Below are 23,408 nucleotides of genomic sequence, written 5' to 3' on the forward strand. Positions count from 1 at the left end.
CTGTTTCTATTTGGCTTCTGCGGGCTAAATAATAGCTAAAAAAGTAAGGGATTGCTATTCCGATGTATTAAGAATAGCAATCCCATCTTTAGCTTTAATCTAAAGAAAGAAAATGAGATAAACAGAAAAGGCTCCAAATACAATAATATAAAAAAGTATTTTAGCAAGTGTCGGCTTCTTGTAACAGTCGTAAATTGCAGGTACAGTAATTAAAAAAAGTGCAATAATCATAGTTGCTGTATTTAAGAAAAAAGTAATTAAAATCCCTGCAATAATAAATAAAACCCCTGATATAATGTTCTCTTTCCTATTTATCATAAGTCACCCCATATTCTCTATATCACGCTTAAATCAAGGTTATTTTTACACTGCCAATATCACGGTAGCTGGCAAGATATTCACCTGCTTCTGCTTTAAATGGCGAAATAAATGTTCCAGAAGAAACCACCATGCCTTTTTGCAGGGACAGGTTATGCTCGGCTAATTTCTCCACAAGCCATTTAACCGCATTGACAGGATTATCTAATACTGCATCAGAGCGTCCGATATGTGTTGTTTTCCCATTAAATTTTAAATCGAGATCAATTGCACCGAGCTTTTCTATGCTGGGGGAAGGGACAGGGCTGCCTGTAACTATTCTGCCTGTTGCTGTATTGTCAGATAACAAATCCATTAATGAAAAATTCGGGAACCAGTCGATATATCTTGCATCTGGAATTTCAATCCCTGGTGCAACAGAAGTTTTTTCGATGATTTCCTGAATATCTGCGTCATTCGAGATGTCTTCATTGATGAAAAACATCAGCTCCGGTTCAATCAAAGGGGAGAATAAATGAGATAGTGCATATTCAGAATCTCCCTGTAGCACTTGGGAAGTTAGAATCGTTCCGTAGGCAGGTTCATGTGTGTCAGCAATTGCCTGTGTCTCTTTACTAGTCATACTGATTTTATAGCCGGCAACCGCATCGTTCTCCTGAACACGTTTGTTTATAAACGCATGCTGCACTTGATATGCTTCGTCTTCGCTGATCGTATAGTCTTCACGAATAAATGAAACAGGGCTATGCGTCCGGTAAGCTGTTTCGATATGTGTTAAAATTTCGGGAATAACGCTCATACTTAAAATCTCCTTTCACCTATTTTTATCCTTTTTCAAAATATTATATTATTATATGATGAAAGAAAAGAGCGTCTCCGTCAAGAGGCCGCTCTGTATATATACTTAGTTATCAGCAGCAATTTTCAATGTAAGCTGCTTTACTTCTTCTATTGACTTAGCTCCAGATAATGCCATCGATACAGCAACTTCTTGCGCAAGGTTGGCGAATATCTTCTGAACCCCTGCTTCTCCCTGAAGTGCAAGCGCGTAGGTATAAGGACGTCCAAATAAAATTGCATCTGCGCCAAGCGCCAGAGCCTTGATGACATCTGCTCCCCGGCGGATACCGCTGTCAAGCAGCAAAGGAAAATCTGGGCCAACAGCTTCGCGTATAGCTGGTAATGCTTCCAGACTTGGTATGATTCCATCCATTTGTCTGCCGCCATGATTGGACACAATTATTCCGTCTATGCCGGCATTTATTGCTTGTTTTGCATCTTCCGGATGAAGGATGCCTTTTAGAAAAATCGGCAGCTTCGTGCGTTGCCGTAATTCTGTTATATTGTCCCAATGGAGCGATGGATGATGAAGGTTTTCAATAATCGATTCAATTTCATCCTGGCCATCCTTTAATCCTTCTTGAAATGCAGGATCTTGGACATAGTTTGCTTTTCCATATCCTTTTTTCAATGGGGAGTACTGATGCCTCATATCATCTTCACGCCACCCGAGAATCATGGTATCCACGGTGACGACAATCGCTTCATACCCGGCTTTTTCTGCGCGTTCTGCCATACTGTAGGAAATAGCATCATTATTGGCCCAATATAACTGAAACCATTTTGGCCCATGAGGAACAGCCTCTGAGACTTCTTCGATAGATCTTGCTGTAACCGTACTTTGGATATATGGAATATTCATTGAAGCTGCAACATTTGCAACGGCAAAGTCAGGCTCTTCATGAACCATTTTTAAATGACCTATCGGAGCAACCATCAATGGGGAAGCATATTCTTTTCCTAAAATACGTATAGATGTGTCCACTTCCGAGACATTACGTAAAAATCTGGGAACAATTGAATATTTCTCAAAGGCTTCCCTGTTTTTTCTTAACGTTTCTTCCCCGCCGGCACCGGAGCGGATGTGGCCAAACACTTCTGCCGGCAGGGCATGCTTTGCTGCAGCTTCAAGCTGTACAGTTCCAATCGGAAAGGAATCCTGTATGGTTATATGCTCTAAGAAAGAGCCTTTTTTGGATGAGGTTGTCATATTTTTTCCCCCAATTAATCTTTTTTCAATCGTTCGGCGAGCCGGTTACCGAGAGACTGAAGACCTTGAACGATAATAACGAGCATAATAACGGTGACATACATGACATCTGTTTCATAACGCAGATGTCCAAACCGGTAAGCAAGGTCACCTAAGCCTCCTGCTCCGACTAAGCCGGCCATAGCGGTTGCCCCGATAAGGCTGATTGTTGCGATAGTTAATGCAAGAACAATAGCTGGTCTCGCTTCCCGCAGCATCACATTCCAAATAATTTGATGTGTTTTTACTCCCATCGCCCGGTATGCTTCAATAACACCTTGGTTGACCTCCAGCAGGGAGGATTCAATCAGTCTGGCAATATAAGGAGCTGCATTGACAACGAGCGGTACAATAACCCCTTTGACACCAATGGTCACACCTACGATCAATTTGGTAAAAGGAAGCATGAAGAATAAAAGAATAATAAACGGAATCGATCGGATAACGTTAATCAGTAAGTTTAAAAACTGATAAACAAATTTATTTTGTAATGGTTGTCCCGGTCGTGTCAAAACTAAGAGAATAGCTAAAATAACGCCGATAATAACAGCGAAAAACAAAGAGATTAAAACCATTTGAATGGTTTCTATTATGGCATCATAAAACTCTGAACCCCATTGATCAATAAATGCCTGCATGTCAATTTACCCCCAATTCTTCTACTTCTACGCCTTGTTCCTGCAAGAAGGAGAGAGAATGTTCCACTTGATGCTCACTGCCGATTAAATGAACGACAAGGTTACCAACAATGCCATTTTTTAATTCGATAATATTTGCCGTCAAGATATTCGGTTCTACATAAAACTGCTGTGTAACCTTAGATAACAATGGCTGTCCTGTATTTTCACCAAGGAAGGTCAAACGAATTACTTTGCCCTCTAAATTCAAATCATCAATCAAACGGTCCGATAATTTTCGTTGTGAAATGGTATTTAAGAATTTTTTGGTTGTCGGCTGTTTAGGTTTTGTAAATAATTCTATCGTCGACCCTTGTTCAATGAGGTTTCCGTTTTCAATAACGTAAACATAATCGCATATTTTTTGGATGACGTTCATTTCATGCGTAATCAATAGAATTGTGATTCCAAGCTCTGCATTAATTTTTAATAATAGTTCGAGAATGGAATTTGTTGTTTCTGGATCAAGTGCGCTGGTTGCTTCATCGCTCAGGAGAACCTGTGGTTCCTGGGACAGTGCTCTGGCAATAGCAACACGCTGTTTTTGACCGCCGGAAAGCTGAGAAGGATAAGCATCTTTTTTCTCGGCTAAATCGACAATATCTAAGTATTTCATGACTCTTTCCTTAACCTCTGCCTTCGGTACGCCGAGTAATTTTAATGGAATCGCAATATTCTCATAGACATTGGCAGTCCTTAATAAATTAAAATGCTGAAAAATCATGCCGACTTTCTGTCTTGTCTGCCGGAGCTTTTCTTTTGATAATTTGGTTAAGTCAATTCCATCAATCCAAACCTTGCCTTTCGAAGGGGATTCCAGTAAATTGGCACAGCGAATTAATGTACTTTTTCCTGCACCGCTGTAGCCGATTACGCCATGGATTTCTCCTTTGTTGACAGAAATCGTCACATTGTCCAGTGCAGTAACATCTTTTCCTTTTTTGGAGGGGAAAATTTTGGTGACATTCTCTAATTTAATCATCTGCTGTTTTTCCTGCCTTTCTATCATTTATGCTGAACTGGTAGTTATCAGCAGCTTTTCTTATCAAAATCTATACAATTTGTAAAAAGAGCCTCTCTAGATGAAAGAGAGGCTCGAAAATGTAATCTTATTTTCTGCTCTCATCTTTCAAGACGGATGTCTTGCTGGAATTAGCACCTTTTTAAAGGTTGCCGAGCTTCAACGGGCCAGTCCCTCAGCTGCTCTGGATAAGAGGTATAATCGTAATTGAATTGTATTCTTTAAAAGTATCTTATTTTACAAGTTTCGTCAATATTTATTTTTGAAACAGCTGCAGTTTCTCAATACGTCGAATAGCTTCACGAATACGCTCCTCTTCTACGAGTAATCCGACGCGTATATAACCTTCTCCATTCCTTCCGAAACCATTCCCGGCTGCAACGGCAACATCCGCCTCTTGTAATAAATAATCGGCAAATGCTTCACTTGTAAACGCCGCTGGTACAGGGAGCCAGGCAAAGAAAGAGCCTTTCGGTGCAGTGACTTCCCAGCCGATATGTCTGCATTCTTCTATGAGGACATCTCTGCGTTGTTCATAGCGTTCGACAAGCGAGGTGACACAGCTTTGATCACCTGATAATGCTTCCGCAGCTGCCTTTTGAATAGCTGGGAAAAGACTGACAAATAAATGGTCCTGCAGAATATTAATCGCTTCAATCATATCTTTGTTGCCGGCAGCAAAACCGACTCGCCAGCCAGCCATATTATAGGTTTTGGAAAGGGTGTACAGCTCAACGCCGACATCTTTCGCTCCTTTTGTTTGCAGGAAGCTTACTGGCTGATGGCCGTCGAAACCGATGGCTCCATAAGCGAAATCATGAACAACGCCGATATCATTTTCCTCCGCTAATGCAACGGTTTCTTCAAAAAATTCTTTCGTTGCAACTCCTCCGGTCGGATTGTTTGGATAGTTGAGATATAATAGCTTGGCAAGTTTCTTTTGTTCCGCCGTCAGGGCAGCATAATCTGGTAAAAAATTGTTTTCCTCTAATAATGGGAAGGTGTCATAAGTAACATCTGCTAATGGAACACTGGACAAATAATCTGGATATCCAGGGTCTGGCAAGAGCATTAATTCGCCTTCATCCATAACAGCTAAAGGGAGCTCTATCAGACCGATTTTACTGCCGAACAGAATAGCAATTTCTGAAGCAGGATCTAAATCGACATCATATTCTCTTTTATAAAATTGTGCTGCAGCCTTTTTTAATTCATCGGTACCGCGGAAAGGGGAATATTTATGGGCAACCGGATTTTCGGCGCTTTCCTGAAGGGCACGGATAATATGCGGCGGTGTCGGCTGATCCGGGTTGCCTTGTCCGAGATTTATAATATCTCTTCCTTCTTCTAGTGCTGTAGCGACTTTAGCGGCAAGGGATGCAAAAAATTGAGCAGGAAGCTTTTCTACACGACGGGATAACTTCATCATCTATCGACCTCTTTATACTAGTTTGTAAATTTTATAATTACATCTAATAGTATAAGTTTGCAGTGCGATTGTCTATAAAAAATATGAGAGAACAGCAAACCAAGGATGTATGGGAATTTTTTCTATAATCCCTATTCATCCCTTTTTCCGTTGCATTTCATATGTTAAAGTAGTAAGATAGAAATCGTGTCAAATTATGTTAAATAATTAGATAATTCCAAGAATTATTTGGTTTGGAGGTAGGAGGAATAAAAATGAATACCAAACTGCGTATAGGAAATTATTTAGCAATTGCATTTATGTTATTTGCTTTATTTTTTGGAGCGGGAAATCTGATTTTCCCTGCACAACTGGGACAGTTATCAGGGGATAATATTATCCCGGCTACGATTGGCTTTTTAATAACTGGAGTAGGGCTGCCTTTTCTCGGTATTATGGCAATGGGCTTCTCTGGAAAAAATAATTTACAGGAGCTTGCAAGTCGTGTTCACCCTGTTTATGGTCTTGCATTTACAGCCTTACTTTATTTAACGATTGGTCCATTCTTTGCAGCTCCAAGAACAGGAACGGTAGCTTATGAAGTTGGTATTGCACCATATGTAAGTGAAGGAGCACAATCAACGGTACTCTTGATTTTTACAGGGGTTTTTTTCTTAATTACTCTGCTTTTCTCGTTATTCCCATCAAAAATTGTCGATAATATTGGGAAATTTTTGGCGCCGGCGCTGGTGGTTTTACTGCTTGTTTTATTAGCCGTTGCATTTTTTAATCCGATGGGATCCATTCAGTCTCCAGAAGAAGGATATCAGTCTTCTGCCTTTTTCATTGGATTTTTGGAAGGTTATAACACGATGGATGCCTTGGCTGCATTAGTATTTGGGATTATTATTATTAATGTTATCAAAGGATTTGGGATTACGAATAACAATCAAATTCTTTCAGCAGTTACGAAAATCGGTTTAACATCAACAGCGTTACTTGCTATCATTTATGTCGGGATTTCCTATTTAGGAGCAACCAGTGTGTTAGAATTGGGTATATTTGAAAACGGGGGACCTGTATTAAGTGGAGCAGCAACGCATTATTTCGGTACATTTGGAGCTATTTTGCTGGCAGCTATTATTATATTGGCTTGTCTGACAACAGCAATTGGACTGATTACAGCGAATGCGGAATACTTTCATTCCATCATTCCTGCCATTGCTTATAAGCCATGGGTGTTTTTCTTTTCCATTTTAACGTTTGTCGTTGCTAACTTTGGACTGGAAAACATTATTTCTTTCTCTATTCCAGTGTTGATGTTCTTATATCCGCTGGCGATGGTGTTGGTTTTATTAACTTTTGTTTCACCATTTTTCAATCATTCACGTTTAGTGTACATTCCGACCATAGCGGTCACGTTCATTTTTAGTATCATAGACGGTCTTTTAGCGCTTTTTGATTCAATAGGATTGGAATTGCCTGGCTGGCTGGATTCACTTGATAAGATGCTTGTGGAGAATCTTCTGCTTTATGAAGAAGGCTTAGGCTGGCTCTTGCCGGCAGCAATTGTTGCAGTAGTAATGATTATTGTAGCGAAAGTGAAAAAATAAAATGAAATAAAACCTGACTGGCAGATTGAAAACGCTCAGTCAGGTTTTTTTTGTTCATTTTTTCCTGCAATACCGTAGAAAAACAATTTCATTAATTCTTCTGTTAAAGGGACGAGTTGTTCGATGGCATCTCCTTTTTGTAAATAATCGCTAAACATCTGAAGGTAGACGAAGATAGCCGTATCGCTGATAGCAGGATCAATAAAACCTTCATCCCTCCCCTGTTGAACGAGCTGCATCATTGCTGGAAGTGCCTTTTCCTGGTAGAGACGCTCGATAAAATTACCTGGTATTTTATATTGCTCCATCATATAATTGGAAAATTCCTCGTGTACATCATTTACGATTTGTGCTTCAGAGAAGATAAGCTGCTTCATCTTCTCTTCATACGATATCGGCTCTTCAATGAGTTTATGATATTTTTCCCACATTTGATTAGTATAGTAGACAAGCACTTCATGCAATAAGTTTTCCTTGCTCTCAAAATAATTATAAATGGTTACTTGTGACACATTTGCTTCTTTTGCAATCTTCGAGATGGATACCTTTTTGATGCCCTCTTTTTGAAATAATGCTGTGCTTGTATTTAAAATCTTTTCTTTTTTGATTGATGTTCTTCGTTCAAATCCATCCATAGCCTGCCACCTCCATCCTTATCATATCATATTTGAAAATGAAATATAAACACAATAATATTTCAAAACTTATTGACGAAAGAACTTTTTATCTATATTATGAAATATATAAGGTTTAATATTTCAAAACTTTTGAGGGGGATTCTTATGACTGTACTGCAGCTGGATTGGATTTCGAAAAGATTTGGTGATTTTCAAGCGCTGGATCAAGTGTCGATGGAATTAAAAGAAGGGGAGATCTACGGATTTATTGGACCGAATGGAGCGGGTAAGTCAACAACGATACGTATTTTATTAGGAATGTTAAAGGCAACAGAGGGATGCGCGACCTTATTTGGGAAGGATGCGTGGAAGGATGCTGCAGAAATTCATAAACGCTGTGCCTATGTGCCGGGAGATGTTTATGTATGGCCCAATTTAACGGGCGGAGAAGTGATTGATGTTTTACTGAAAATGAATGGAAGCTTTTCTGAGAAAAAGCGCGATGAATGGGTGGAACGATTTCAATTTGATCCGACGAAAAAAGCAAGGTCTTATTCGAAGGGGAACCGGCAAAAGATTGCTCTGATTGCTGCATTTGCTTCAGAAGCTGATTTGTTTATTCTGGATGAACCGACCTCGGGGCTCGATCCATTGATGGAGCATACCTTTCAGCAAGGTGTCAAAGAAGTGAAGAAAGCAGGGAAGACGGTGCTTTTATCCAGTCATATTTTATCGGAAGTCGAGAAACTTTGTGATCGTGTTGCGATTATTCGTAAAGGAAAAATTATTGAAAGAGGTACACTGGATGATTTGCGTCATTTAACAAGGTTGCAGATGCAGGTGGAAACCAGGGAAGCTCCAGAAGGGTTAGTAAAGCTGTCCGGTGTGCATCAATTGGAAGAATCAGGGAGACAATTTACTTTTCAAGCAGATACAGATCATATGGAGGAGATTATTAATTATCTAAATAAATATGGTGTTCGGAAATTAGAGAGCACGCCACCAACTTTAGAAGATTTATTTATGCGCCATTATGAAGAACGCAGCGGTGAGGGGAATGCACAATGAGGAAGCATATCAAAGGAACAAGGGTACTGTTTCCAATCTTAATAAGGCAGCACAGGCTGCGATTGCTGTTATGGCTGGCGGGACTTGTTTTGGTGACTTGCTCCGTAGCTTATGCTTATCCAGATTTGTATCCGGATCAGGCATCCAGAGAAGCTTATTCCATCACAATGGAAAACCCGGCTATGATTGCTATGCTTGGAATAGGGTATGATCATTATCAGGAGGCAAGCAGCTTATTTGCGTTGGAAATGCTGTTGTTTTCTGCGATTGCAGTGGCTATTATGAATATTTTACTCATGTCTAAGCTGACAAGGGATGATGAGGAGAATGGCATCTTAGAGCTGGTCCAATCAAGATCTGTCGGACGTTTAAGCTATTTGACCGCTTCTTTTATGGTAATGCTGACTGCGAATGTTTTATTCGTTCTCCTGCTGGCGGCAGCAATGGGCTCTATGCAAATAGATAGTTTTGGATTTTCTGGAGTTGTTCTTTATAGCGCCCTTTTGGGAAGCTTTGGGTTGTTGTTTGGTACAATGACAGCATTCTTTGCTCATTTTGTTACCTCTTCAAGGGGGGCGAGTGTATTTAGTTTTAGTGCGCTGTTTTTCTTCTATCTTTTACGTGCTATCGGGGATGTGAATGTCGCATTTTTATCTTGGATCAGTCCGCTTGGCTGGTTATCAAGAGCGTACGTTTTCGTAGAAAATAACGTCTTTCCAATTGGTTTATTGCTGGTAAGCAGTCTTGGATTGGGAATTATAGCATTTATCCTGCAGGCAAAACGTGATATAGGAGATGGATTATTACCGGAACGGGCAGGCTCTGTTCATGCCTCTGCCTTTTTAAAAACAAAGACGGGACTGATCCTTCGTTTACAAAAAACAATGATTTTTATGTGGACGCTTGGCATTTTGCTGCTTAATATCGTTTTTGCACTTATATTAGGAGATTTAGAGACCTTCTTTTTAGAGAATGAAGCGATGCAGGCCTTTTTAACAGGGGAAGGCAATGTAATGGAGCAATTTATTGTTTTATTAATGGGAATCATGGCATTATTTATCACGGCACCAGTAATTATCAGCTTCTTAAGGCTTCGGGGTGAAGAGAAAGCTCATCGGACAGAACTTGTCTTCAGCAGGGCAGTATCGCGGATACAGCTTTTGAGGGCTTATCTCGTTCCAGCTATCCTGATTGCGGTTCTGGTGCCGATATTGCAGGCGGTAGCATTATGGAGTTTTGGAGCGGTCATCAGTGAAGACATGATGCCATTTTCAGATGTACTGGGGGCTTCTATGGTTTATATCCCCGCACTTTTATTCGTATTGGGTACGGCTGTTTTATTCATTGGCTGGCTGCCGAGAGCAGCTTCACTTGTATGGCTGTTTCTTGTCTACGGGTTTATCGTAATCTATCTGGGAGATATTTTAGAGCTTCCGGATTGGGTAAGAAATCTATCGGTCTATGAACATGTACCAGTTTACCCTAGTGAGGAGCTGTCTTATGCAGCGTTACTGATTCTATGCGGAATAAGTGTATTATTGATATTTATTGGTGCATTGGGATATAAGCGGCGTGATATAGAAGGGTAACAGATGGAAAAAATCATGTCTGTAGAAATTTCAAGCAAAGATTTAAATCCTCGTTTGTGAAGAAAACCGGTATATAATTATAATTTAATTGAAAGTAATCTCTTTTATACTGATTGCCATAAGAGGTTACTTTTTTATTTGTAATATAATAGAGTGGAAAGAAGCAAATCAGTATGCATTTGGAAGGGGGCATGCTGTCACGAAAGTGAAAAGCATAAGTATCCGTCGGCTCAGAAAAAAGGTTGAGGATGCCTGCGGAAAAAATTAGAGATAAGAATGGAAATGGATTTGCAGTCAATGTTTGGACAAATGCAATTAAGATTATACAATGATGGTATATTTATTGAAAAAGTGACATACATATCTCGTTCCCTTTATAATAGAATGACAGAAAAGATTAGAAAAACTTGAGACAGTGGGATTTGAATCAGGCTGCCGAAAGATAATCTTTCTTACGAGTTTTGCATAATGAGGAGACCAACAATATGTTTTATTTTCGTAAATCAAATAAAAAAGAAAATTCGGAATCTAAAACAGTGTTAAGTTTAAAAAGCAAGATGATTATCCTGATTAGCCTGCTGATTTTTGGTATTTTTATTCTTTTTACTTGGTTTCTCCACTCGTTTATTACCAACACCATTGAAGACCAGGTAGGGAAACGGGCGCTAAGTGTAGCTCAAAGTGTTGCCAATACACCAGAAATCATTGCGGCCTTCGAGTTACATCATCCTGCTTCGGTCATTCAGGAAACGGTAGCTCCGATTCAGGAAGAAACGGGTGCTGAATTTATTGTTGTAGGAAACAAAGAAGGAATTCGCTATTCCCATCCAAACCCAGAAAGAATTGGAGAAAAAATGATTGGCGGAGACAATACCCGTGCTTTACAAGATGGAGAAGCTTATGTATCTCAGAGTGAGGGGTCACTTGGATTATCTATTCGTGGAAAAGTGCCAGTAAGAGATGAATCAGGAAATATTATCGGTGTCGTATCGGTAGGCTTTCTAAGTGAGGATGTCCAAAGCATTATAGCGAATCAGAGCAAGTCCCTGTGGCTTACCATGATCGGAGTTATTGTATTAGGAATTGCAGGTGCCATTTTTATTGCTTATCATATTAAAAAGTTATTGTTTAATATGGAACCAAAGGATATTTCTTATTTGCTATTGCAAAAGGAAGCGATATTACAGTCTACTCATGAAGGAATGATAGCGGTTGATCATAATGGAATGATAATCATGATGAACAAAGCCGCAAAACAGATTTTGTTTCCGGAGGCCCAGCAGTTTGATTATTCTTCCGGAAAATCGATTGATCAACTGATTCCTCATACTGGTTTGTGTGAAGTACTGGAAAGCGGGAAGAGCCAGTACGACAAGGAAATGATTCTTGGTGAATCCATTGTCATAGTAAACCAAGCACCTGTTTATATGGAAGGGAAGATAGCTGGGGCAGTTTCTACTTTCCGGAAAAAAACAGAGATAGAGCATGTGACCCAGGAGCTTCAACAAATTAGACAGTATGCAAATGCTCAACGTGCTCAAACACATGAATTTTCCAATAGTTTATATACCATTCTCGGTTTGCTTCAGTTAGGAGAACACAAAGAAGCCATCGATTTTATTAAAAAGAAAAGAAATATCCAAGAGAAGCAATCGCTAATCTTAACGCAACATGCAGCCGATCCAGTAGTTCAGGGACTTTTGCAAGGGAAAATCAATCAGGCGAATGAGCTTGGGGTGACTATTTCCATTCACCCGGACAGCCAGCTTAATCATGCTTACTATGGGGATAAGCAGGAGGCCTTAATTACTGGAATTGGAAATATGCTTGAAAACGCGTTGGAATCCGTGAAAGGTAATCAGGAGAGCGAGCGGCAAATCAGTCTCTTTTTCACTGACATTGGGGATGACATCGTGGTAGAGGTGGATGATTCTGGTCAGGGTATATCAGAAGAGGCGGCAGCTCATATCTTTGAACAGGGGTACTCCACAAAAGGAGAGAAAAATCGTGGAATAGGGTTGGCGTTGACACGACATGCCGTCCATAAGCAAGGTGGTCAAATCATGCTGGAAGAAGGAGAAATGGGCGGCGCTTGTTTTGTAATGATTATACCTAAAAATGGAGGAGACTCGGATGAATGATAGCATACAGGCTCTTATTATCGAAGACGATTTCCGAATTGCTGAAATCAACCGGAGATACATAGAGAGGATAGAAGGGTATACGGTGCAGGGAGTGGTAAAAACAGGGGAAGAAGCACTTGCCTATCTTAAAGAGTGCACTTCTCGTCCGCAGCTGATTCTGCTTGATATTTACATTCCTGATGTAACAGGATTGGAGCTGCTTTGGCAAATACGTCATCTCTATCATGATATCGATTTAATTCCTGTTACTGCCGCTAATGAAACAATAACTATTAAAGAAGCATTAAGGGGAGGCGCTTTTGATTACATTGTAAAACCTGTTGATGCGGATCGTTTTGCGCAGTCCTTAGAGCGATATAAAGAATACCGAAAAACCTTTTCTGCTAAAGAGACGTTAGAACAAATGGAAATTGATGCTTTTACAGGTGTGACAGACGGCAGTTATCCATCTCGCTCCAGTAGTACAAACACAAATTTACCTAAAGGAATTGATCCGATTACGTTAAATGATATCAAGCAGCTTTTGGGGGCAGATAAAGGGAAAGGAGTCACTGCAGTGGAACTGAGTAAGAAAATTGGGACAAGCAGGTCTACGGCACGCCGGTATCTGGAATACCTGGTGTCTGCGAAAGAGGTTCATACGACTTTAAAATACGGAACTGTCGGCAGACCAGAACGTGAGTATATACTTCGTGAAACTTATGAACAAAATGATTAATATAAGTAATAAACAACTTATGAGAAGAAGGTTCCGCCTTCTTTTTTTTCATGCTATTTTATTTATTAATTGAATTTTTGTTAACGCTTTCAAAAAAGGGGTGTAATTAGCTAGCAATTACAAGGGTAGTCAATAGTATGAAATAAGGAGAGATAGGGATGTTAAGTTTAATAGGATTTTTAACAATATTGGCAATTGTTATTTTATTGATTCGGGGTAAGGTTCAACCAATTATTGCTATGGTATTAATACCTATTTTAGGTGCGTTTATTGCAGGTTTTGGTTTAGGAGAAATTGGAGAATTTTTTAATGAAGGAATTGCTACTGTAATCAATGTTGCTGTTATGTTCATTTTTGCAATTCTTTTCTTCGGTGTGATGTCAGATGCCGGACTATTTGACCCATTAATTAATAAAATGGTTGCGATTTCTCGGGGGAATATTATCGCTGTAAGTGTAGCTACTGTGTTTATTGCAGCGATTGCTCATTTGGATGGTTCTGGAGCATCAACATTTCTCATTACGATTCCAGCACTGCTTCCGTTGTATAAACGATTGAATATGAATCCATATTTGCTGCTACTTTTGGTCGGAGGAAGTGCAGCCATTATGAATATGGTTCCGTGGGCCGGACCTTTAGGACGTACTGCTTCTGTTTTAGGTGAAGATGTTACGGAATTATGGTATCCACTCATTCCCGTCCAGATCATTGGGATGGTTTTGATGATTGGTATAGCGGTATTTCTTGGATTTAGGGAAAAAAAGAAAGTGGAACAGCGCTTTGGAAAACTGGAGGGTGCTGCTGCATTGGAGAAGACTGCGAAAGATATAGATGCTGACAATATGTATGATAAGAAGGGTTCCTCCAATGAAAATCCAAACGCACGGCCGAAATTACTTTGGATAAATACGATTATTGCATTAGGTGTTATCGCGCTGTTAGTATCAGGGATTATCCCTGCTGGTCTTGCATTTATGATTGGACTTGGGTTTGCATTACCAATCAATTATCCAAAAATGAAAGATCAAACGGAAAGAATAAAAGCGCATGCATCAAGTGCCCTGACAATGGCGACCATCATCTTAGCTGCTGGAACATTTTTAGGAATTTTAACCGGCACAGGGATGATGGACGCTATAGCGGAAGATGGTGTGAAAATCATGCCTGAAGCTGTCGGACCATATTTACATCTGGTTATTGGTTTCTTAGGAGTACCGCTTGACTTACTAACGAGTACAGATGCGTATTATTTTGGATTGCTGCCGGTTGTAGAACAGATTGCATCAGGTTTTGGTGTAGAATCCGTATCTACAGCATATGCAATGGTTATTGGAAACATTGTAGGGACATTTGTTAGTCCGCTTGCACCAGCAGTTTGGCTGGCACTTGGTTTATCTGGTTTAGAAATGGGGCGTCATATCAAATATTCTCTTCCTTGGTTGTGGGGATTAAGTATTGTATTAGTAATCATTGCAGTATTTATTGGAGTTATTTAGGAGGGCTCTATTCGACATTATATAGGGAAGTTTGTGTCTCTTATTTTTAGGGGAAACCGAATAACGTAGATTACGAAACATATGACGAAAAATTTTATCTGATTAATAAATTTTTTAAGAGATATAGAAAGGGAATTAAAAAGGTTTAGTTTACTGAAAATGCAGGAATTGTTTAGTTATATACAATTCCTGCATTTTTTTAATGAAGAAATTAAAATGGGAGGATCAGCTTGTCTGAGCAAATAATTAAAAAAGGAAAGGCGAATCTTTGGAAAGGATACGAAACAGCTGGAGGGACGTTAATTTTATCGCATAAAAAGTAAAGGTTTCGCTATTTTGTTGCATATTCTGCCATAATCTTTTAAGATTTTCATTTAATTTGTCATTTAGTATATAAATTTCTATCCAGAAGTAGTAAAATAAGAAAAATTAGAATGTTTATTTTCGATACAATCATCTTTAGAAGCAGTAGCTTGAAATAATTTGAAAACTTAATTTGTTGAAAATTATTTCAGATAAGTGATGTGTCTGAGGCATTCCAGAATAAGCAAGGGAAGAGAGAGCTATTCTCTAATCTTTTAGTAAAAATCTTAGAAAGAAGGTAAGGAAATTGGCGGAATTGCGCAGCGATATGATTAAAAAAGGTGTGGATCGTGCACCGCATCGAAGCCTGCTACATGCTGCAGGAGTAAAAACAAGAGACTTAGGAAAACCATTTATTCTGGTGGTCAACTCTTATATAGACATTGTTCCAGGACATATTCACTTACAAGAATTCGGAAAAATTGTAAAAGAAGCAATTCGTGAAGCTGGCGGGATCCCATTTGAAATGAATACGATTGGGGTAGATGACGGCATTGCGATGGGGCATATTGGAATGAGGTATTCCCTGCCGAGCCGGGAGCTGATTGCCGATTCTGTGGAAACAGTGGCAAATGCGCACTGGTTTGACGGCATGGTTTGTATTCCGAACTGTGACAAAATTACACCGGGGATGCTGATGGGGTCTCTTCGTGTAAATATCCCATCTATTTTTGTCAGCGGCGGTCCGATGAAGGCTGGTACAGACAGTGCTGGTAATCCGCTTTCCCTGACTTCTGTTTTTGAAGGGGTAGGAGCCTATCAAGCTGGAAAAATTGATGAAGCAAGATTACTAGAGTTAGAGCAAAATGCATGTCCGACATGCGGTTCCTGTTCGGGAATGTTTACCGCAAATTCAATGAACTGTCTGGCAGAAGGAATTGGACTTGCACTGCCGGGGAATGGTACGATTCTTGCTGTTGCAGAAGAACGTAAAGAGTTTGTAAAACGTTCTGCAAAACAATTAATGGAATTAATCAAGAAAGATATCAAACCGCGCGATATCGTAACGAAGGAAGCAATTGATAATGCCTTTGCATTAGATATGGCAATGGGGGGATCGACGAATACAGTATTGCACACATTGGCTTTGGCTCATGAGGCAGAAGTAGATTATCCGCTGGAACGTATTAATGAAATCGCAAATCGTGTGCCGCATTTGGCTAAGGTTGCTCCGGCTTCAAATTATCATATTGAAGATGTTGACAGGGCGGGCGGAATCAGTGCAATTATTAATGAATTATTGAAAAAGCCAGGAGCGTTCCATGGAGACAATTTGAGTGTGTCTGCGAAAACGATTCGGGAAAACGTTCAGGATTCGGAAATTCTGGACAAGGATGTTATTCATACATTAGATAATCCGCATTCCGAACGAGGCGGACTGGCTGTATTGTTTGGAAATCTGGCGCCGAATGGCTCTATCGTCAAAGTAGGCGCTATTGACCCAGAGGTAGGCGGTTATTTCAAAGGACCGGCTGTCTGCTTTGATTCACAGGAAGAAGCACTGGAAGGAATTGAGTCCGGCAAAGTAGAAGAAGGTCATGTGGTTGTTATTCGTTATGAAGGCCCTAAAGGCGGACCAGGAATGCCGGAAATGCTTGCGCCGACCTCACAAATTGTAGGACGAGGACTTGGTGCAAAGGTTGGTTTAATTACTGACGGACGTTTCTCCGGCGCATCCAGAGGGATTTCCATTGGTCATATCTCACCAGAAGCTGCAGAAGGAGGTCCCATAGCCTTTGTAGAGGATGGAGATATAATTGAATTAAACCTTGAAAACCGTGAAATGAACCTGCTGGTTTCGGATGAGGAATTTGAAAAACGCAAAGCCAATTGGAAAGGCTTTGAGCCAAAAGTGAAAAAGGGATGGCTTGGCCGTTATTCTAAACTTGTCACTTCTGCGAACACTGGCGGAGTGATGGAAATATAATTGAAAATCTGCGTCACAGTTTAATCGCTGTGACGTTTTTTCTTTTATTATGGAGCAAATCGCCCATAGCCCTCCCGCAGAAGGAAGTTTTGTTTTATATTCTGTTAACGATAAACGTCTAATTTGAATAATATAAATAACGGAAGATGATTTGAAGCGAGAGGTTGAGGGGAAATGGATGAAAAAAAGGATAATCATTCTAACCATTCAGATCAAGATATACAGGTTTCTTATAGCTTAAAATTAGCTTTGATTGGCGGTCTGTTAGCTACATTGGGTGATGCTATCAGCACCTATGCTGCAAGCTTGGCAATCGATGAATTTTTACAGGAATCGGAAGAGCAAAATGAGAAGGACCAGCAGCTGGAGGGAAGACTGGCTGCAATAGAAAGGAAATTAGATGCATTTCAGAACAAAACGGAATGAAAAATAAACGGTTAAAGAAGCTGGAGGAATAATAAATTTTCAGGTGAGCCATGTTTAATCAGGGAACAGTGTATAGAAAGCGGCAGCATCTCTTTTTTTAATTGTTGATGACTGCACAAGTGAATATTCGAAAGCTTTGTGACCATGATTTAAACAGCTGACAATTATTTAACCGGGGGAATATAGGCACCCTAAATAAGGGGGATAGGAGCGCCGATTAAATAGCTGCTATTTGTCGTTACCAATTATGTTCATTAGAATAGATTATTAAATAACCCCAAGGCAGGACGTTTAATATGGATAATAATCTGAAAGTGTTATTCGGTTCGTGGGAGGCAGCCATAGGCGCACTTCTTTCTGCTATAGCCAGTACGCCTTCCTTTAAACTGAATGAAACGCAGCAAACGAATTTGGATTTAGCAGGAAATGTCATGCAGGCTACAGGCAGTGCTTTAGCAGCCGATAGTGAAAAAAAGCTCACTTTAAATAAAATTGGAAATCAAGTCCAAGCGATGGGGAATTCTATCGTGATTAGCGGAATAGTCATTCCTTTTACTGAAGAAACAAAAAGAAAAGTAACCATCAAAGGAAATTTATTTCAAGCTGCCGGAAGCAGCATGGCTCTTCCTGATTTATTGGATACCGCTGAGATAACTATGGATACGCTATATGAAATCTATGGAGCACTGCTTCAATCTATTGGAAATGCTTTGCAGGGTTTATCAGGCATTATTGAACTAAAAGGGGAACGAGGAGAACATATTGATTTTGTTGGAAGCTGGATACAAACCATTGGCGCCTTTATACAAGCTCTGGTACAAAGCAAAACATCATGTATCGACTATGAAAAGTCATTTTCGGGTATGCACATATGGCGCGATTAATTTGAATTTCTGTGAAGGGTGGAAACCTGAAAAGATACTTTGCTGTTTTATTAGCAGTGAACTAGTATAAAAGATAGAAAAGTTTAGTATGCTAAGAGAAAAGGAAATGAATATCAACTGATTTCTTATAAAAGGATGATGATAATGATTCCAGCACAACCAGCTCTTACCCGAAAAAGTATTGTTATGTTATTACGTCTTGTTGCTGTTGTTTTTTCTAGTATAGCAGCTATTTTATCAACGGTATTGCCGCTTTTATTTTATACGGATTTGTCGGCCGGCGCTGTGATGACCGTTGCTTCTGTATTATTAATCGGTGCTGTATTTATTCATGGCATGCTGACTCACACCTTGAATGATATTGCAGATTATCAATCGGGCACAGATCAATACAGCCCCGGCGTTCTTTCTGGAGGAAGCAGAGTGCTGCAGACAGGGACAATGTCTGTAGGAATGCTCAAGCAATTAGGTATCTGGATGACGATTTTCTTATTACTGATGGCTATCCTGTTTGCGTTTCTCGGACTTACGGAATTTGCTGTATTAACCTTGGTCGGTATCTGGGGAGCAGTATCTTACTCACTAAAACCATTTCAGTTAGCCTACTATCCATTTGCGGGAGAATGGCTCAGTTTATTCCCAACCATGCTGATGCTGGGAATCGCTGCCCCTTGGATTTTACTTGGACAAGTCCCTGCCTGGACATGGCAAAATGCATTGATTAATGCAATCTGGTGTATGGCGTGGGTAATGGTTCATCATATTCCGGACCGGCATGCGGATAGAAAAGCAGTGCCCCTGAAGCAAACCTCTGTGGTGTGGGCAGAGAATAAGTTTGGAGCAAGCGGTGCTAAACTGCCTGCCATGCTTTATTTTATCTTAATCGGGTTGCTGCTTCTTTGGACAGCTTTCACACGTCCGGCCGGAGCAATAGGCGCTGGCATTCTCCTGATTTATGCAATCTATCTCGTGATAAAAATGGATATTGACGATGTAGAAAAAGTAACAAATGATGAGAAAAAGCTGCTTATTCTTGCTTTTGTAACAGCGATATGGCTGGGGAGCTTTGTTTAAAAGAAGGATTACATTTGGTCGCATGTTAAGAGTTGGACGAAAAATTCAGCTTTTAAGATGCGATTTTTTTCGGAAAAGTTTTTCAAAACAAGGGTAAATCACTTCATCATAATAGTAGACTGTAAATACACTTCCTATATATATAAATATTTCATTTGAAATAGGGTGAATATTTCCATTTTCCTAGTATAATGAAATATAGGGAGTGTTATGGGATGGAGAAGCGAAAGTACAATAAAACAGATTTCTACTTTTGGAAAATTACCTTATGCTTAGCTGCAGCTTCTTTTTTTATATTTGCAAGTCTTTATGTGGTGCAGCCGTTAGCCCCATTGTTTGTCAGAGATTTTAATGTGTCTGTGTCAGAAGCCACGTTACCATTATCTGTGAATGTTTTTGGATTGATTCTCGGCTTGATTATTCTTGGGTTTTATTCTGATCGAATCGGCAGGGTTCCGCTTATCAAATGTTCCTTAATTGTTTCGGCTATTCCGTTTCTATTGATTCCGATGATTGATTCCTTTACTTTTTTCATTCTGATGCGATTTATCCAAGGATTTGCTATGGCGGGTTTGCCTGCAGCATCACTTGCTTATATCAATGAAGAAATTGACCGTTGGAGTATTGGAATTGCAACAGCTTTATACATAGCAAGTAATGCCTTTGGAGGAATGGTCGGAAGGTTTTTGGCGAGTTTTTTAGCTGAAGATCAAGCTTGGCAGACGATATTTTATATCTTTGCAGGGATAGGGCTGATAATTGCAATAGCAGTAATCCTTTTTCTGCCTAAATCGCAATTTTTTGAACGCAGTTATCTTTCGTTCCGAAAAGATATTGAAGGAATGCTTTTTCATATTAAAAGCCCGGTAATGCTTTTATTTTTTGGTATGGGAATTATTTTTCAGGTTTCCTTCACTTCTATCTGGACTTATTTGCCGTTTTATTTGGAAGGAGAACCATTTTCCCTTTCGTCACAGGCTATTTCGTATACATTTCTGGCATATGGGTTTGGTGTCATCGGCGCACCGGTTGCCGGCTGGCTTGCCAGCTCTTTAGGGTTGAACAGAGTTCGTGTTGCGGGAATTATTACCCTGTCGGCAGGTATTTTGATGACAGGCATTGTCTCCTTGCCTTGGATCATTGCCGGTTTATGTGTGATCTGTCTCGGCTTTTTTACAGCGCACTCTTTAACGGCAACCTTCGTAACTGAGCAGGCAGCACATCATAAAGGAAGTGCATCCAGCTTATACCTTGTCTCCTATTATATCGGCGTAGCATTCGGAAGTACGGCAGTAGGCCCTGTTTGGAATCAAGCAGGATGGCATGCTATTGTTTGGCTGGCGGGGATAATGCCTGTGGCTTATTTAGTCATTGTAACGATTGTGCAGAAAAGAATGAAGAAATCAACTTCGGTTTCCGGCAGATAAGGCATATCGTTTAATAGATTCAAGTATTGCAAAAGCACTCTGCAGATAGAAAATGCTACATTTAAAAAATCCGGACAAAAAAGGATGTCCGGATTTTAGAGGTGTTTCATCTTATCATTTTCAGAAAATAAATATGGAAAGTTTGCAGATAAAATAGTAACGTCATTTCACTTCTGCCTTCCGAAAGATAAGAAAACTCGCCAGATAGAAAACAAGAATAAATACAAAACTGATAAGGAAGCTTTCCCCGATAAATTTACCACTCATGTGGAATGTCAGCTGAGATAAATCAATTCCATAAGGAGTATAAGCCATCACAGAATGAATTGTTTCATTTAAGCTTGAGACTGGTCCAAGAATCAAGCTGGTCATATACGTAGCAGCGATAACAAGAACAGCCTTTTTAAACAGGAACATAAAGAAGATGCTGACCATCAGCTGGCTGAAAAAAATAAAGAAGGATAAGCCGTTTACCAATAAAATTTTCCCGAATAAACCTGCTGTTGATACCTGTTCTGCTGCTCCAGATAATATGTTTAAGGTCGGTGTCGGGAGAAAGCCGCTGAATGCTGTATCTGTAAAAGCAAAGAGAAGTGTAATGGCAGCGTAAGGCAGATATAATAACGCGATTAAAATAAAAAAGGTAATCATTTTATTAATCATAATCGCGTTCCTGCTATGTCCGCCAGAAATGGCATTTTCAATGATTTTATTTTCAAAATCAGTTGTCAGGCAAATGCCCGCAGCGATACTTCCCAATAATGCCATCATCTGCGTTTCGGAAAATAAAGACAAGCTGCCGGACGCAGTTTCTATGCTTAAGCTGTCTATCGCAACATAATGTGAGCAGGCAGCAAAAACAATGGCACTGATAAGAGCTAGCATAAATAGTGTCCATGGTGAAATCGACCGGCTTAATTTAAAGAAATCTGCTTTTAACAGCTGCATCAGCTTACACCTCCAATTAATTGGAGATAATAGCTTTCTAACGTTTCTTCCTGTGTTGCGAAGATGGTAACGATAATATCATGTTCTATCAGGGATTTTGACAGCTCCTCTTTTTTATCCGTGAAGTCATATAATTTAATGCTTTGATCAGGCTGTACAATAAAATTCTCTGTATGAAGCGATTCTCTCAGTACCTTTTGCAGCTTTTCCGGTTCGTTGCAAGCAATCAGAAGATGCTTATCGATTTGCTGCTCTAAATTGTCATGGCTGAGTGTTTTCAGGATTTTCCCTTTATTTACAATAATAAATTCATCCGCAGTTTGATGAAGCTCAGCTAAATGATGGCTGGATAGCAGAATCGTCATTTGATAGTTGGCCGCTAATTCCTTGATTAATTGTCTAATCTCAGCAATGCCGCTGGGATCGAGACCATTAATCGGCTCATCAAGCATCAATATCTCTGGATTGCCCAGCAATGTGATAGCAATCCCTAAGCGCTGGCGCATTCCTAAGGAAAAATCCTTTGCTTTCTTTTTGCCGGCAGATGCTAATCCAACGATATCGAGCACGCGCTGTTCCGCATTTTCTTCTTTTATCCCTTTCATTGTTTTGTGGACACGGAGATTATCTTTTGCACTCATATGCCCCAGGATACTCGGGTTTTCAATCATGCTTCCCATTTGCTTCCGGCCAGCCTGCAATGCCTTTTGACCGGATTGATGAAAGAAATACAGCCCTCCAGAAGCAGGGAAGGAAAGGCCGGCAATGATCCGCATAAATGTTGTTTTCCCGGCTCCATTTTGACCAATTAACCCATAGATTTTCCCTTTTTTCAAGGATATTGATACATTTTCCAATGCTTGAAAACCGTTATAGACTTTGGAGATATTTTTTGCTTCCAGAATATATTTCGTCATTTTTTAGTATCCCCTGTACGATTTAAAATGCCAGCTGCCATGGTTGTAAAAAAGTCTGTCGGGACTAAGGCGATGCCCATACTTTCTGGATTTTCATCGCCTAACACCATAAACTGGTCGCCTTCCTGCATGCGAACCATATCCAAAGCCTTTTTCGGTAATTTGACATAACCATCCTTCTCCAAAGGGGTTGTATTAAACATATGCTTCCCCTTCGGAGGGATGGGAAAGCCGCTGTCTTTTTGATCGTAATGAATGAAATTGTCCAAAGAGACATCGAATAAAGAGGCAAGCGCATCGCAATTGATAATATCGGGTAAAGATTCTCCATTTTCCCATTTCGCAATGGATTGTCTGGTAACGCCAATTCTTTCTGCTAATTCTTCTTGAGAGTAATTATTTTCTCTTCTTAAAAAAGAAAGATTTCGTGATAAAGTAATTTTATTCATCTCATGCATCCCTTTCGTTTGGGTATACTTCTATTTTACCCGTTAACGAAAAGGAAACAACCAACGCAGGATAACCATTTATGTTAACGTTAGTTGCGTATTATAAATAAAACGAACTTCCTTCTAGAGAAGTTTTTCCGCCAATTCTTTATAATAAAAAATTTATCACGGAGAATCGTCCGTAAAACTCCCGCCTCAAAATAAAGAGTATAAATAAATTTATTAAGGCGGGAGA

21 protein-coding genes and 1 riboswitch are annotated in these 23,408 nt (G+C 39.8%); of the genes, 11 read left to right on the forward strand and 10 right to left on the reverse strand.

Features of this window, described 5'->3' with window-relative positions; all coding sequences use genetic code 11:
- Positions 1-99: 99 nt before the first annotated feature.
- The 6 genes from MKY65_RS04275 to MKY65_RS04300 all read right to left on the reverse strand — a co-directional run bounded on the left by MKY65_RS04275 (position 100) and on the right by MKY65_RS04300 (position 5,531).
- Positions 100-318: a hypothetical protein gene (locus MKY65_RS04275; RefSeq protein ID WP_339182674.1), complete on the reverse strand. Its 219-nt coding sequence runs from the start codon at positions 316-318 to the stop codon at positions 100-102.
- A gap of 28 nt (positions 319-346) precedes the next feature.
- Positions 347-1,117 (reverse strand): 2-keto-4-pentenoate hydratase, encoded by a 771-nt coding sequence (locus tag MKY65_RS04280; RefSeq protein ID WP_339182675.1) that lies wholly within the window; start codon positions 1,115-1,117, stop codon positions 347-349.
- A gap of 105 nt (positions 1,118-1,222) precedes the next feature.
- On the reverse strand, positions 1,223-2,368 hold the full coding sequence (locus MKY65_RS04285) for an alpha-hydroxy-acid oxidizing protein (protein WP_339182676.1): 1,146 nt from the start codon (positions 2,366-2,368) through the stop codon (positions 1,223-1,225).
- Positions 2,369-2,382: 14 nt separating this feature from the next.
- A complete protein-coding gene (locus MKY65_RS04290; protein WP_339185113.1) occupies positions 2,383-3,051 on the reverse strand; it encodes a methionine ABC transporter permease in 669 nt (222 codons plus the stop codon).
- Positions 3,047-4,066, reverse strand: coding sequence for an ATP-binding cassette domain-containing protein (locus MKY65_RS04295; RefSeq protein WP_339182678.1), 1,020 nt, complete (start codon positions 4,064-4,066; stop codon positions 3,047-3,049). The genes MKY65_RS04290 and MKY65_RS04295 overlap by 5 nt, the downstream gene beginning before the upstream one ends.
- 137 nt (positions 4,067-4,203) lie before the next feature.
- Positions 4,204-4,300, reverse strand: a riboswitch (SAM riboswitch).
- Between the two features lie 61 nt (positions 4,301-4,361).
- Complete coding sequence (locus tag MKY65_RS04300) at positions 4,362-5,531, reverse strand: pyridoxal phosphate-dependent aminotransferase (RefSeq protein WP_339185115.1); 1,170 nt, start codon at positions 5,529-5,531, stop codon at positions 4,362-4,364.
- Positions 5,532-5,788: 257 nt separating this feature from the next.
- On the opposite strand from MKY65_RS04300, the gene brnQ reads away from it, so the two are divergent.
- Complete coding sequence (gene brnQ / locus MKY65_RS04305; protein WP_339182680.1) at positions 5,789-7,126, forward strand: branched-chain amino acid transport system II carrier protein; 1,338 nt, start codon at positions 5,789-5,791, stop codon at positions 7,124-7,126.
- A gap of 35 nt (positions 7,127-7,161) precedes the next feature.
- Here the strand turns inward: brnQ and MKY65_RS04310 are convergent, their stop codons facing one another.
- Positions 7,162-7,761: a TetR/AcrR family transcriptional regulator gene (locus tag MKY65_RS04310; protein WP_339182681.1), complete on the reverse strand. Its 600-nt coding sequence runs from the start codon at positions 7,759-7,761 to the stop codon at positions 7,162-7,164.
- 147 nt (positions 7,762-7,908) lie between these two features.
- On the opposite strand from MKY65_RS04310, the gene MKY65_RS04315 reads away from it, so the two are divergent.
- The 10 genes from MKY65_RS04315 to MKY65_RS04360 all read left to right on the forward strand — a co-directional run bounded on the left by MKY65_RS04315 (position 7,909) and on the right by MKY65_RS04360 (position 20,859).
- Positions 7,909-8,811, forward strand: coding sequence for an ABC transporter ATP-binding protein (locus tag MKY65_RS04315; protein WP_339182682.1), 903 nt, complete (start codon positions 7,909-7,911; stop codon positions 8,809-8,811).
- A complete protein-coding gene (locus MKY65_RS04320; protein ID WP_339182684.1) occupies positions 8,808-10,400 on the forward strand; it encodes an ABC transporter permease in 1,593 nt (530 codons plus the stop codon). The genes MKY65_RS04315 and MKY65_RS04320 overlap by 4 nt, the downstream gene beginning before the upstream one ends.
- A 485-nt stretch (positions 10,401-10,885) precedes the next feature.
- Complete coding sequence (locus tag MKY65_RS04325; protein WP_339182685.1) at positions 10,886-12,541, forward strand: sensor histidine kinase; 1,656 nt, start codon at positions 10,886-10,888, stop codon at positions 12,539-12,541.
- Positions 12,534-13,262 (forward strand): response regulator, encoded by a 729-nt coding sequence (locus tag MKY65_RS04330; RefSeq protein ID WP_339182686.1) that lies wholly within the window; start codon positions 12,534-12,536, stop codon positions 13,260-13,262. The genes MKY65_RS04325 and MKY65_RS04330 overlap by 8 nt, the downstream gene beginning before the upstream one ends.
- Before the next feature lie 158 nt (positions 13,263-13,420).
- On the forward strand, positions 13,421-14,758 hold the full coding sequence (locus MKY65_RS04335) for a CitMHS family transporter (RefSeq protein WP_339182687.1): 1,338 nt from the start codon (positions 13,421-13,423) through the stop codon (positions 14,756-14,758).
- Positions 14,759-15,377: 619 nt separating this feature from the next.
- Positions 15,378-17,048, forward strand: coding sequence for a dihydroxy-acid dehydratase (gene ilvD / locus MKY65_RS04340; protein WP_339185117.1), 1,671 nt, complete (start codon positions 15,378-15,380; stop codon positions 17,046-17,048).
- 174 nt (positions 17,049-17,222) lie between these two features.
- Positions 17,223-17,474 carry a hypothetical protein gene (locus tag MKY65_RS04345; protein ID WP_339182689.1) on the forward strand — a complete coding sequence of 84 codons (252 nt, stop codon included), beginning with the start codon at positions 17,223-17,225 and terminating at the stop codon, positions 17,472-17,474.
- A gap of 296 nt (positions 17,475-17,770) precedes the next feature.
- Complete coding sequence (locus tag MKY65_RS04350) at positions 17,771-18,358, forward strand: hypothetical protein (RefSeq protein ID WP_339182690.1); 588 nt, start codon at positions 17,771-17,773, stop codon at positions 18,356-18,358.
- Between the two features lie 144 nt (positions 18,359-18,502).
- Positions 18,503-19,432: a prenyltransferase gene (locus MKY65_RS04355; protein ID WP_339182691.1), complete on the forward strand. Its 930-nt coding sequence runs from the start codon at positions 18,503-18,505 to the stop codon at positions 19,430-19,432.
- 215 nt (positions 19,433-19,647) lie between these two features.
- Positions 19,648-20,859, forward strand: coding sequence for an MFS transporter (locus MKY65_RS04360; protein ID WP_339182692.1), 1,212 nt, complete (start codon positions 19,648-19,650; stop codon positions 20,857-20,859).
- A 162-nt stretch (positions 20,860-21,021) separates the two neighbouring features.
- On the opposite strand, the gene MKY65_RS04365 is transcribed toward MKY65_RS04360, so the two are convergent.
- From MKY65_RS04365 to MKY65_RS04375, 3 genes are read right to left on the reverse strand one after another with little or no spacing between them, the layout of a single operon-like run.
- A complete protein-coding gene (locus MKY65_RS04365; protein WP_339182693.1) occupies positions 21,022-21,807 on the reverse strand; it encodes a hypothetical protein in 786 nt (261 codons plus the stop codon).
- The gene (locus tag MKY65_RS04370; RefSeq protein WP_339182695.1) at positions 21,807-22,724 is read right to left on the reverse strand and encodes an ATP-binding cassette domain-containing protein; all 918 of its coding nucleotides are present in this window, start codon (positions 22,722-22,724) and stop codon (positions 21,807-21,809) included. The genes MKY65_RS04365 and MKY65_RS04370 overlap by 1 nt, the downstream gene beginning before the upstream one ends.
- Positions 22,721-23,173 (reverse strand): helix-turn-helix transcriptional regulator, encoded by a 453-nt coding sequence (locus MKY65_RS04375; RefSeq protein WP_339182696.1) that lies wholly within the window; start codon positions 23,171-23,173, stop codon positions 22,721-22,723. The genes MKY65_RS04370 and MKY65_RS04375 overlap by 4 nt, the downstream gene beginning before the upstream one ends.
- Between the last annotated feature and the right edge of the window lie 235 nt (positions 23,174-23,408).

It is taken from the genome of Oceanobacillus sp. FSL W7-1293, from assembly GCF_037969815.1.
GTDB lineage: Bacteria > Bacillota > Bacilli > Bacillales > Amphibacillaceae > Oceanobacillus > Oceanobacillus oncorhynchi.